Source organism: Bacteroidales bacterium (genome assembly GCA_023229505.1).
Lineage (GTDB): Bacteria > Bacteroidota > Bacteroidia > Bacteroidales > JAGOPY01 > JAGOPY01.
In genome coordinates, this window is the sequence record JALNZD010000016.1 from 63589 (window position 1) to 74699 (window position 11111).

Genomic DNA, 11111 nt, shown 5'->3' on the forward strand with positions numbered 1-11111 from the left:
TTCAGGATATTGTAACTGTCAGGTCCCGGTTTAACATCTCATCGCATAAGGGCTTCAGGGAATCGAACGGCCCTGTTTTAATGCCGCATTTCCCATTAGAATGGGCGATCAAAGCACATTGCTCTGCCTGGAAGGCATCATGCCCGCATACTTCAATCAATGTCTCAATGACATATTCAAAAGTATTTACTTCATCGTTAAACAGGATCAGTTCTTTTTCACCTGAAGCAACCTCTTCACTTTTACCGGCCGGTTTTAATTTTTCCTTTACCATTAGGAAGATCGTTTAATCAGAATAAATGTAATTAAAAAACAACTTACTGAAAGCGCTAACGAAAGTAGTAAAAAAATAGCAATTTTGCATAGCATTATTTGTTTGATAAAAGACGATGGAATTTAAAGTATTCATAGAAAGCATTAAAAGAAAGCTGGACAAGCCCCTTCCGGGGGTTCCGTCACAGCTTAAAATGGCAAGTATGCGCCGGTTGATGAAGGACGGAAAAGTTGTTGTTCCTGCCGATGTAAGGAAGGGTGGTGTGCTGGCCTTATTTTACCCTTCAAATGGTAAGATTTATATGGTTTTCATCAAGAGAACGGAATATCCCGGTGTTCACAGCGGTCAGATCTCTTTTCCGGGAGGAGGCTGGGAACAAGGCGACCAGGATATAGTAGATACGGCTCTGCGTGAAGCTGAAGAAGAAATCGGGGTAAACAGAAATACTGTCGTTCCTATCGGAAAGCTTACCGACCTTTTCATTCCACCGAGCAATTTCCTTGTAACACCTATAGTGGGTTATACCAATGAGCGGCCTGATTTCAGGTCTGACCCGGATGAAGTCGACCGGATCCTGGAATTTCCACTGGAAGAATTGTTTGATGAATTAAATATTCAGGAACAGGATATTACGATCTTTCCCGCGATCAATTTAAAAGTTCCCTGTTTTTATGTAGATGGAAATGTGATATGGGGAGCTACCGCGATGATACTTAATGAACTGATCGATGTGATCAGGCTAGAATCCTGATTTCGTAGGTTATTTCTGCACCGAAACGCAATAACGCATTCACACCGCAATATCTTTCCCTGGAAAGGTTCACGGCTTTTTCAACTTTCTCCTGGTCAATATCCTTTCCTTTCAATTCATAAATAATGTGGATTTTATGGTAGTATTTAGGATGTTCTTCTGTCAGCTCACCTTCAACTGAAACATTGAAAAACTCAGGCTCTGCCCTCATTTTTCTCAGTATTGATATCACATCCATCCCGGTGCATCCGGCCAGGGAAACCAGGGTAAGCGGCTTTGGGCGGGGTCCGTTATTTTTGCCTCCCACCTCCGGCTCAGCATCCAACATAATCTTAAATCCATTCACATCCGCTTCAAAGGTCATATCCTTTTTCCAGGCACAGTCAATTTTAGTTTTCATTCTTTTCTTTTTTACAAAAGTAAATCATTTTCAGTTGGAAAGGTAGTCTTATTGGTTAAACCAGAACCCGTTAGGAATTATACCAACCAGGAAAGAATCGACCGGTGTGCCATCCAGGGCATTAAACCGGTATACCCATCCATTCTGGGCATAGTCGAGCGGATCAGTTGCAAAGATCATTTTAGTCACCTTATCATATCCCAGGCCATAAAACATTGTATTCCCGGAGATCAAAGGCTGAGTATTCAGTAATGAAGCAGACACGGGGAAACCGTTCCATCCCTTGCCAGAGCATAGGACCCAGATCTTACCATTAACATCCTTTTGAATTCCTGACGGCCGGTGGCCAACTTCGAGCAGCCCGAAGGGTTCTTCATCATTAGTCTGTATAATAGAAACCGTACTGTCAACTCCAAATCCACCTGAGTTTATTACAAACAACTGATCACCTGCCAGGATCATCTCATCAGGGCCGTTTCCGGTCTGAATGCTTGTTATGATGGAGTAATCCCTGAGGTTCATTACTTTAACCGTTGAATCCCAGCAGGAGACATATCCTTTATCTTCATCAAAACCAATAAAATAGCGTGGCAGGGTCAGGTTTTCTATTGTTGTGACCGATTTAAAATCATCGAGGTTTACCACTTCAATTTTATTGGAATTGTTAACCACGATAAATGCTTTATCCTGATGAACCGTCATTGACTGAACGATATTCCCAAGGGGCCGTCCGTTTGCCGTTTCAAACAGATCATGAGCCACCTCGAGGCCTTTCCCGGTTGAAAGCGCTGATGGATCCGCTCCCTGTCTGGAAAGGCCCTTCATTGATGATAAATACACTATTGGACCAGGCACCGGATGGATTATTATCATTGTTTTTATTGCAGCTAGACACAACAAATAAAAGAAAGAGGATTAGGATAATGAGGAGCTTTGTTTTCATAAGTTCTGAGTTCTGAGTTATTACGTTATTGTAGAGTCGTTGCATGCAACGACTCTACAAAAATCAATGTCTTCTGTATTCTGTATTCTAATTTTTAATTTTTAATGATTTTGACAACACAGCATCCAGGAGGAAATAAGCTGGTAAAGAGGTTGAGTTGTCTTTTGAAGAAAAAATTTCACCTGTATAATTCCCTTTCACTGTCAGGTTAAATCCCTTATAAACCGCTCCTGATTTTAAAATCAAGCGGTGCAAAGGGGTATAGATAAGTTGTTTCTTATAAGATGCATCAAGGTCAAAAAGCTTCTTTTCATTGGTTGATTTTGTATAAGAATAAGATTCTGCAAGGAAAAGGCTCACGGCATCAAGGCTGATCAATTGGTTCCCGGATATTTCAAAACCCCGGGACCAAACTTCCTGGGCATTTTCTACCGACCAGAAGCTGCCGCCCGGCAACCATAGGATCCAATTTTCAATAAGGGAATTAAAAGCCGTTACATTGAATTTTATTTCCAGGGAAGAAAATTGGTTTTCCAGCGAAATGCCGGCTTCCTCGTTCCAGCTTTCTTCCGGTTTAAGGTCAGGGTTACCACCTGGCTGCCAGAATCTTTCATTAAAGGTCGGAGTCCGGAAATTTCGTGAAACATTAAGTCTGCCAGAGATGAAACGCCAAATTTTGCCTGTAAGATGCGAAAACCGCTATATTTTCCTGGTTCCGCGGATGATCATAATAATCAAGATCGGCATATTCATAGGTAAATTGTGTACCTGCAAAAATAACTGAATGCTTAAAAACTTCCCAGGTACTTTCAAAGGAACCAGCCACAGATTGGCTTTGAATGGTGGAATAAACTGATGCCAGCGGGTCATCGTAAAGGGTGAATTCATTGAAATAGGCCAGTTTAGCCTCCAGATTATTCCTTTGATTGTAGTCCTTCCATAAAATCATCGTTCTCCAGGAATGGTCAACCTGGACGGCTTCTGAATTTTCTTCCGTGAGGGTTGGCGGAATATCCCGTCCTGCATACTGGAACCATACGCTTGCCATGATATATTGATCTTTTGGCAGCCGGAAGGCTATATCCTGTATGAACCCACCTTTGAAGATCGATGCATGTGGAAGATGTTCTTCCTTTCCCAGGAGGTTTTTATAAGAAAAGTCATTCGCAGTATTCAATAAGGAAAAAGCCGTCCGTGAGTAAATTTTATTCATGAATACCGTTCCGTTGCCTTCAAGGGCTATTGTCCCAAAGCTGCCGGCAGACAGACTTAACCTGAGGTCAGCTCCTGATTTTTCGAATACAGGTCTGCTTTCAAGGTGAATGCCTCCCCCGATCGAACCGCTGCCAAACATCGGGCTTGCGCCGCCATAAAGGATTGAAATATTGTTGAAAAAGCTGCCCTGGACTAAAGAAAGATCGATATACCCGATATTGGGTGGTGAAATCCGGATGCCATTCCACAGCAGGCCGGCATGATTGGCTGATGTTCCCCTGAAGGATAAGGTCGATAAAGTGCCTTGACCGTAGTTGCGGATGTATGAGGAAGTAAAACCGGTTATGAGTTCAGCTATAGATCCTGCAGGATATTCGGTCCGGGTAAGGCTGTCAAGTGTAAGTATTGCCTGGCCTTTAGCGAAACGGTTAATCCGGGAGGAGTATATGGTCACATCATTCAGATTGAGAATGGTATCAGGCGCCATATCCTGGGCAATAATGCCGGAGATGCATGCTGAAAAGATAATAATGCAGACTGCAATGCGCATGAGACAAACATTAAAGCATTTGCAAGTCATCCCGGGTAAAAAGTCTGAAAAAAGCGAAAAGTCACCAGTTCAGCCCAGCTTCTGACCCGGAAGCTTGTGAAAAAAATCTATGATGGCAGGTTTTCTGACTTACCCCATCAACCGGCAGCCTTCCCATTCCTTTGACAGGAACAGTGGCAATTGATTACCGTTGATAGTGACCTTTAAAGGCCAGGGCTTACAGCAGCGGGCACTGTCCAGGACTTACACCTGGTTCCCTATTATGTCCTGATCTCCGGCAGGAAATCAGGGACACCATTACAGCTTCAAATATACTCGCTTAAAACAGATCAAAACAAAAGTTGAAAAAAAAATATTCACCGCATTATGAACGATATTTTTATAAATTTATACCCTCAAATTAATAATAGGTTTGATCCGTAGAATTTAAAGGTTGTCTCCAGATGAAAAGAATTATCAGGTTATTGGTTATACTGCTGGTTATTAGTTCCCTGGCCGGGATTACATCCTCATGTGCCATTTTCAGCGATTCATCCCATGTGCAAAAGCTGACAACTTTCAAACACAAGAAACCCCTTCCCAAGAAATATATAATCAGCAACGGCAGCAAGCCGATTACCAAATAAAACATCTTAAAAGAGCTTTTTTTCGGCAGACAGAAATCTATTCCTCTGCCATGAAGGGATAGCGGTAATCGTCCGGCGGGTTAAAATTTTCCTTGATCGTCCTTGGTGAAACCCATCTCAGCAGGTTCAGAAATGAACCGGACTTGTCGTTTGTACCGGAAGCCCTTGCGCCTCCGAAAGGCTGCTGGCCCACTATGGCGCCTGTTGGCTTATCGTTGATGTAGAAATTCCCAGCGGCATTGACCAGCTTTCTTGTTGTATAATCTATTATAAAACGGTCCTGGGCAAAAATGGAACCTGTCAGGGCATAAGGCGACGTTTTGTCAAGAATATCGAGGGTTTCATCATACTGATCATCTTCATATACATAAACGGTCAGAATAGGTCCGAAAAGCTCCTCACACATGGTAATATAACGGGGATTGGGTGTAAGGATAACAGTAGGCTCAATGAAATACCCGACAGTCTTATCATAATGACCACCTGCAATGATCTCAGCATCAGGGTCATTCTTTGCCCGGTCGATAAATGAGGCCAGCTTATCAAAAGATCCTTCGTCGATGACCGCGTTGATGAAGTTCCGGAAATCCTCCACTCCGCCCATGCGGAATGACTTTAAGTCGGCAATCATCCTTTCGCGCACTTCTGGCCAGAGGCTTCGCGGGATATAAGCCCGAGAGGCAGCCGAGCATTTCTGGCCCTGGTATTCAAATGCCCCCCGTGTCAATGCAGTAACGACCGGTTTGACCTTTGCCGACGGGTGTACCATTACAAAGTCTTTTCCCCCGGTTTCTCCGACAATTTTCGGAAAAGTATTGTGAAGAGCAACGTTTTCCCCGATGGCTTTCCATATCTTATTAAAGACGGTATTGGAGCCTGTAAAATGAACCCCGACAAATTCGGGATGTGTTGACATGATCTTTCCACCCACGGGTCCGTCAACCATTATCATATTGATCACACCGTCAGGAAGACCGGCTTCCCGGAATATTTCCATCAGTACATTCGCTGAGTACATCTGTGTCCCGGCCGGTTTCCAAACGACCACATTTCCCATCAGGGCAGGAGCTGAAGGAAGGTTCCCGGCTATTGAAGTGAAATTAAACGGCGTGACCGCATAAACAAATCCTTCCAAAGGCCTCCACTCCATCTTGTTCCAAACACCATGAGAAGAAACAGGCTGCTCATTATAAATTTCTGCCATAAAATGGACATTGAACCGGAGGAAATCCGCCATTTCGCAGGTGGCATCGATCTCGGCCTGGTAAGCGTTTTTCGATTGGCCGAGCATGGTTGCAGCATTAAGCCTGGCCCTATAAGGTCCGCTGATGAGATCGGCGGCTTTAAGGAAAATGGCTGCCCGCTGGTCCCAGGTCAGCGACTGCCACTTCGGCCGGATTGCGAGTGCTGCATTGATTGCCTGCAAAACATGCTCACCGGTGCCTTTGTGGTAATGTCCAAGGATATGGCGATGATCATGGGGCGGACTTATTGCGATCTGTTCACCTGTGCGGACTGACTCACCGCCGATAAACATGGGAATATCAATTTGTCTGGAACGAAAATCGCCAATAGCTTCTTTAAGCGCTTTACGTTCAGGGGTTCCCGGAGCATAAGATAATATAGGCTCATTGAAAGGAACCGGTGATTTGAAAAATCCTTTAGACATGTGCAGAATTTTAAAATTTTTCCTTTGAAATTACTTTACTATTTTCATCATAAGTCAACCATATCCCGGCTTTTTGCCCTTTGATATAAGTTCCGCTTATATGGAGGGCACCCGTCTCATAATATTCATTGTAAGCTCCATTCAGGATATTCATCATATAGGATTTCTCTGTTTTAACTTTGCCATTGGTATAATAGGCGATTGAGGGCCCGTTAAATTTCCCTTCCTTATATTGGTATGATGCCACTTTAAGCCCTTTTGTATTGTACCAGGTTGTTATACTGTCCCGTTGGCCATCCTTATACCATGTCTCCTCCTGCAGGACACCTCCTTCATAATACATCTTGCACAAGCCATTCAGCTTGTTCTTTTTATAATTCCTCTCCCAGTTGAATTTGCCTGACCTGCCGTAAGATTTACTGACCCCATCCAGTTGATCATTAAGATAGGAAGCCTGGTTGATCAGACTTCCTTTACTGTCAATTTCAATCACCAGCCCGTTTTTCTTCCCGTCTTGATATTGTACGACTTTATTTAAAAGTCCTGACGGATAATAGGTCAGCCAGGTACCTACTTTTTTCCCTCCAGAATAATTTCCTTCAAGCCTGAGTTCTCCTGACTTTTCTACCGCATAACCATCTTTAGGGCGTGATAAACTGCTCTCCTGGCTACAGACGGTTTGAATGGCGGAGAGATAGAGAATGATTGGAATGATTAATAAAACTAATGTTTTCATAAGGTTTATTATTTTAGGGTGCCATAAAGGTCGAAATAATCCGCCCGGTCAATTTTTACCTGGTAAAAATTTCCGGTTTTCAAAGGTTCGGGCGAATCGATCAAAATCTCGTTGTCAACCTCCGGGGAATCAAATTCTGAGCGGCCGACATAGAGATCCCCTTCTTTCCGGTCGATCAGCACTTTAAATTCTCTGCCGACTTTTTCCTGGTTCTTTTCCATGGATATTTCCTGCTGGATTTCCATGATCTCTTCCATTCTTGCCCTTTTAACTTCATCAGGTACAGCATCATGAAGATAATATGCAGATGTTTTCTCCTCCGGGGAATACATAAACACGCCCAGCCGGTCGAAGCGCTGATCTTTCACAAATTCTTTAAGCTCTTCAAAATGGTCATCTGTCTCATAGGGATAACCGACAATGAGGGTAGTACGAATGGCAATTCCAGGATTTTTTTCGCGAAGGGTTTCCAACAGCCGGTAGGTTTTTGCTTTAGTAACGCCCCTGTTCATTGATCTGAGCAATGGATCGGAAATGTGCTGCAAAGGGATATCGAGATAATTGCAAATCTTTGGGTTATTCTTCATCACATCTGCAATTTCTACCGGGAAATCTGAAGGATAGGCGTAGTGCAACCGTATCCACTCTAAACCATCTATTTCGCAAAAGCTTTCCAGGAGACTGGCCAATTTTCTTTCCCGGTAAAGGTCGTAGCCGTAATAAGTCAAGTCCTGCGCAATGAGAATAATCTCCTTTACACCCCTGGCAGCTAAAAGGGATGCTTCATGGATCAGGTCCTCCATCGGCCTGGAAACGTGCTTCCCCCGGATCAGCGGGATTGCGCAGAAGGAACATTTTTTATTGCACCCTTCCGATATTTTCAGGTAAGCATAATGACCCGGAGTTGTCAGCAGGCGCTCCCCGATCAGTTCTTTCCTGTAATCAACCCCCAGATCTTTCAGGATTTCCGGCAGGTCATTCACCCCATAGAAACCATCGACTTCCAGCAATTCGGCCTCGAGTTCCTTCCGGTAACGCTGGGACAGGCATCCCATCACGAAAACTTTTCCCACATGCCCTGCTTTCTTTGCTTTCGCATAGCGAAGGATCATGTCGATTGATTCTTCCTTTGCATCGTTGATAAAACCGCAGGTATTCACTACCACCACGTCAGAGGGCTCATCCGACTCATGCACCACTTCAATATTTGCAGCCTGAAGCTGTCCCATCAATACCTCTGAATCCACAAGGTTTTTTGAGCACCCCAGGGTGATGATGTTGATTCTGTGACGTTGAATTGACTTCGTTTTCAATACTGGAAATTAGAAATTTGAAAATGGAAATTTGGAATTTGGTGTTTTGGATTTGTTTGGAATTTGGTGCTTGGGATTTGGAATTTTCAACTACTCTTTCTCTCCAAACAAACTATCGACAAATTCAAAGCGGTCGAATATCTGTAAATCGCCGATTTTCTCACCGATGCCAATATATTTCACCGGTATTTTAAACTGGTCGGAAATCCCGATGGCCACGCCGCCTTTGGCTGTACCGTCGAGTTTAGTCAGGGCCAGCGCATTCACTTCGGTTGCGGCAGTAAATTGTTTCGCTTGTTCGATGGCATTCTGGCCGGTGCTGGCATCAAGCACCAGCAGGACCTCGTGAGGAGCTTCGGGGATGACTTTCTGGATCACGCGTCTGATCTTGCTCAATTCATTCATCAGGTTGATCTTATTGTGTAACCGCCCTGCCGTATCGATGATGACCACGTCAGTCCCTCGGGCAATGGCTGATGTTACCGTATCGAAAGCCACTGCGGCGGGATCGGCATTCATTCCCTGGGAAATGATGGGAACGCCGGCCCTTTCAGCCCAGATGGTAAGTTGTTCGACGGCTGCTGCGCGGAAGGTGTCTGCTGCGCCAAGTACGACCGATTTACCGGCACCTTTGAACTGGTAAGCCAGTTTGCCGATCGTGGTCGTTTTACCGACACCATTCACCCCAACCACCATGATCACATAGGGTTTCGGTAAGTTATCGGAGGAGAAATCAAATTTTTCCTCTTTTACATTTTCCCGTAGCAACGCTGCGGTTTCCTCTTTCAGGACACGGTTCAATTCTTCCGTTCCGACGTATTTGTCCCGGGCCACCCGTTGCGTGATCCGCTCAATGATCCTGAGGGTGGTTTCCACGCCGACATCTGAAGTGACTAATATCTCTTCCAGGTTATCAAGCACTTCATCGTCAACGCTCGATTTGCCGGCAATAGCGCGCGAAATCCTGGAGAATACATTTTGCCGTGTTTTGTCAAGCCCTTTATCAAGGCTTTCTTTCTTCTCCTTTGAAAAAAATGAAAATATACCCATGGCGGAAGTCTAAAATGATATAAAAAAAGCTCTTCCGGCAGGAAAAGCTTTTCTGTACCGATTTGATGAACAATCAGTTATTTCTTTTCAACGACATTTTTAATCTGATCGTTGGGAACCATAGTTTCTTTGAAAACGTATGCCCCGGTTTTTGGTGATTTCACCATGCGGATCAGCTTCGAGAACTCTTTACCCTGTGCCTGAAGGGTTGCAATAACTTTCTTTGCCATAGCTAAAAACTATTTAATTTCTTTATGAACCGTCATCCGTTTCAGGATAGGATTAAACTTCTTAAGTTCTAATCTTTCCGGCGTATTTTTCTTGTTTTTGGTGGTTATATACCTGGAAGTACCCGGTTTGCCGCTGTTCTTATGTTCGGTGCACTCCATGATAACCTGTATCCTTTGATCTTTCGATTTCTTCGCCATTGTTAAATGCCTCTTTTAATTTTAGGGCTGCAAAGATATGATTATATTTCAAAATAACCTATAACTTTATCAAAATTTACCTGATATTTTGAATTGGACACCTTATATAAAAGGATTTTCAGCATTTCTGAAACTTGAAAAATCGCTTTCGGAGAACTCGATTGAAGCATACAACCGGGATGTTATAAAACTATTCCAGTATCTTGAGTCACATCAACTTGACCTGCAACCAGATGATATTAAACTGGCTCACTTACAGGACTTCCTCAAATGGATAAACCAGCTTGGCATGAGTGCACGGTCGCAGGCCAGGATCATTTCGGGATTGAGGACATTTTTCAAATACCTGCTGTTGGAAAATATAATCCGCACTAATCCTGCCGAGTTACTAGAATCACCCAGGACCGGGAGTACCCTGCCTGATACGCTTAATGTTGATGAGATCGGAAAGCTCTTCGATGCGATTGATTTGAGTTCCACGGAAGGGGAAAGAAATAAGACGATGCTCGAGTTTTTATACGGTTGCGGGTTACGGGTTAGCGAGATGACGAATTTGAAGATATCGGATGTAAGGTTCAATGACGGATTTATTTCCGTCATCGGGAAAGGGAATAAGCAACGGCTCGTGCCGGCTGGTGAAGGGGCGCTGCGGCAGCTGCAGACTTATATCCACCAGACACGAAGCCATATCAAAATCCAGAAAGGCCAGGAAGATTATATCTTTTTGAATAACAGGGGAAAGAAGCTCTCCCGGGTGATGGTATTTTATATCATTAAAAACCTGGCTGAAAAGGCGGGGATCAGGAAGACTATCAGCCCGCATACGTTCCGCCATTCATTTGCCACCCATCTCATCGAGGGCGGTGCCGACCTGAGAGCTGTGCAGGAAATGCTCGGCCATGCTTCCATCACCACAACCGAGATTTATACGCATCTTGACAGGGATTACCTGCGGAGCAATATTCTGCAGTTTCATCCGAGAAGCAGGGAGCAATAAGTTTCTGGTTTCTGGTTTCTGGTTTTATGCTTAATGACTCTTATATAACTTCTTTTTTCAAGCAGCTTCAAGTTGAGCGATTCTCTTCTTTAGTTGATTGATTTTCTTTTCTTTATATTTTTGTTGATAATCATCCAAGGCCTTGGGGTTAAAAGCTTC

Annotated in this window: 14 protein-coding genes and 1 riboswitch; of the genes, 3 read left to right on the top strand and 11 right to left on the bottom strand. The window is 43.9% G+C overall.

The window, feature by feature from the left end:
- Position 1: 1 nt before the first annotated feature.
- Positions 2 to 274: an ATP-dependent Clp protease adaptor ClpS gene (locus M0Q51_07680; protein ID MCK9399856.1), complete on the bottom strand. Its 273-nt coding sequence runs from the start codon at positions 272 to 274 to the stop codon at positions 2 to 4.
- Positions 275 to 389: 115 nt separating this feature from the next.
- Between M0Q51_07680 and M0Q51_07685 the strand changes: the two genes are divergently transcribed.
- A complete protein-coding gene (locus M0Q51_07685; protein ID MCK9399857.1) occupies positions 390 to 1025 on the top strand; it encodes a CoA pyrophosphatase in 636 nt (211 codons plus the stop codon).
- On the opposite strand, the gene M0Q51_07690 is transcribed toward M0Q51_07685, so the two are convergent.
- From M0Q51_07690 to M0Q51_07705, 4 genes are all read right to left on the bottom strand, one after another.
- The gene (locus M0Q51_07690; protein MCK9399858.1) at positions 1009 to 1425 is read right to left on the bottom strand and encodes an OsmC family protein; all 417 of its coding nucleotides are present in this window, start codon (positions 1423 to 1425) and stop codon (positions 1009 to 1011) included. The two genes, M0Q51_07685 and M0Q51_07690, sit on opposite strands and share 17 nt — an antisense overlap.
- Before the next feature lie 48 nt (positions 1426 to 1473).
- Entirely contained in the window at positions 1474 to 2250 is a 777-nt protein-coding gene (locus tag M0Q51_07695; GenBank protein MCK9399859.1) for a hypothetical protein, read from the bottom strand.
- A gap of 205 nt (positions 2251 to 2455) precedes the next feature.
- Complete coding sequence (locus M0Q51_07700; GenBank protein MCK9399860.1) at positions 2456 to 3031, bottom strand: TonB-dependent receptor; 576 nt, start codon at positions 3029 to 3031, stop codon at positions 2456 to 2458.
- Positions 3015 to 4133: a Plug domain-containing protein gene (locus tag M0Q51_07705; protein MCK9399861.1), complete on the bottom strand. Its 1119-nt coding sequence runs from the start codon at positions 4131 to 4133 to the stop codon at positions 3015 to 3017. The genes M0Q51_07700 and M0Q51_07705 overlap by 17 nt, the downstream gene beginning before the upstream one ends.
- Positions 4134 to 4229: 96 nt before the next feature.
- Positions 4230 to 4447: riboswitch (cobalamin riboswitch) on the bottom strand.
- A gap of 129 nt (positions 4448 to 4576) precedes the next feature.
- Here M0Q51_07705 and M0Q51_07710 point away from each other — a divergent pair.
- Positions 4577 to 4759: a hypothetical protein gene (locus M0Q51_07710; protein MCK9399862.1), complete on the top strand. Its 183-nt coding sequence runs from the start codon at positions 4577 to 4579 to the stop codon at positions 4757 to 4759.
- A 37-nt stretch (positions 4760 to 4796) separates the two neighbouring features.
- Here the strand turns inward: M0Q51_07710 and pruA are convergent, their stop codons facing one another.
- The 6 genes from pruA to rpmG all read right to left on the bottom strand — a co-directional run bounded on the left by pruA (position 4797) and on the right by rpmG (position 9955).
- Entirely contained in the window at positions 4797 to 6428 is a 1632-nt protein-coding gene (pruA, locus tag M0Q51_07715) for an L-glutamate gamma-semialdehyde dehydrogenase (GenBank protein MCK9399863.1), read from the bottom strand.
- 10 nt (positions 6429 to 6438) lie between these two features.
- On the bottom strand, positions 6439 to 7164 hold the full coding sequence (locus M0Q51_07720; protein ID MCK9399864.1) for a toxin-antitoxin system YwqK family antitoxin: 726 nt from the start codon (positions 7162 to 7164) through the stop codon (positions 6439 to 6441).
- A gap of 8 nt (positions 7165 to 7172) precedes the next feature.
- Positions 7173 to 8462, bottom strand: a complete 1290-nt coding sequence (rimO, locus tag M0Q51_07725) for a 30S ribosomal protein S12 methylthiotransferase RimO (GenBank protein ID MCK9399865.1) — start codon at positions 8460 to 8462, stop codon at positions 7173 to 7175.
- A gap of 105 nt (positions 8463 to 8567) precedes the next feature.
- Positions 8568 to 9527, bottom strand: coding sequence for a signal recognition particle-docking protein FtsY (gene ftsY / locus M0Q51_07730; GenBank protein ID MCK9399866.1), 960 nt, complete (start codon positions 9525 to 9527; stop codon positions 8568 to 8570).
- 77 nt (positions 9528 to 9604) lie between these two features.
- Positions 9605 to 9757, bottom strand: coding sequence for a DUF4295 domain-containing protein (locus tag M0Q51_07735; GenBank protein MCK9399867.1), 153 nt, complete (start codon positions 9755 to 9757; stop codon positions 9605 to 9607).
- A 9-nt stretch (positions 9758 to 9766) separates the two neighbouring features.
- Entirely contained in the window at positions 9767 to 9955 is a 189-nt protein-coding gene (rpmG, locus tag M0Q51_07740) for a 50S ribosomal protein L33 (protein ID MCK9399868.1), read from the bottom strand.
- Positions 9956 to 10043: 88 nt separating this feature from the next.
- Here rpmG and xerD point away from each other — a divergent pair, with 88 nt between their 5' ends.
- On the top strand, positions 10044 to 10952 hold the full coding sequence (xerD, locus tag M0Q51_07745) for a site-specific tyrosine recombinase XerD (protein MCK9399869.1): 909 nt from the start codon (positions 10044 to 10046) through the stop codon (positions 10950 to 10952).
- The last annotated feature ends 159 nt before the right edge of the window (positions 10953 to 11111 follow it).

What these genes read in the sequence shown, in the direction of transcription:
- M0Q51_07735 (MCK9399867.1), bottom strand. Translation starts at nt 9,757, where the DNA reads ATGGCAAAGAAAGTTATTGCAACCCTTCAGGCACAGGGTAAAGAGTTC.
- M0Q51_07690 (MCK9399858.1), bottom strand. Translation starts at nt 1,425, where the DNA reads ATGAAAACTAAAATTGACTGTGCCTGGAAAAAGGATATGACCTTTGAA.
- M0Q51_07680 (MCK9399856.1), bottom strand. Translation starts at nt 274, where the DNA reads ATGGTAAAGGAAAAATTAAAACCGGCCGGTAAAAGTGAAGAGGTTGCT.
- M0Q51_07720 (MCK9399864.1), bottom strand. Translation starts at nt 7,164, where the DNA reads ATGAAAACATTAGTTTTATTAATCATTCCAATCATTCTCTATCTCTCC.
- M0Q51_07710 (MCK9399862.1), top strand. Translation starts at nt 4,577, where the DNA reads ATGAAAAGAATTATCAGGTTATTGGTTATACTGCTGGTTATTAGTTCC.
- rpmG (MCK9399868.1), bottom strand. Translation starts at nt 9,955, where the DNA reads ATGGCGAAGAAATCGAAAGATCAAAGGATACAGGTTATCATGGAGTGC.
- ftsY (MCK9399866.1), bottom strand. Translation starts at nt 9,527, where the DNA reads ATGGGTATATTTTCATTTTTTTCAAAGGAGAAGAAAGAAAGCCTTGAT.
- M0Q51_07685 (MCK9399857.1), top strand. Translation starts at nt 390, where the DNA reads ATGGAATTTAAAGTATTCATAGAAAGCATTAAAAGAAAGCTGGACAAG.
- M0Q51_07695 (MCK9399859.1), bottom strand. Translation starts at nt 2,250, where the DNA reads ATGAAGGGCCTTTCCAGACAGGGAGCGGATCCATCAGCGCTTTCAACC.
- pruA (MCK9399863.1), bottom strand. Translation starts at nt 6,428, where the DNA reads ATGTCTAAAGGATTTTTCAAATCACCGGTTCCTTTCAATGAGCCTATA.
- M0Q51_07705 (MCK9399861.1), bottom strand. Translation starts at nt 4,133, where the DNA reads ATGCGCATTGCAGTCTGCATTATTATCTTTTCAGCATGCATCTCCGGC.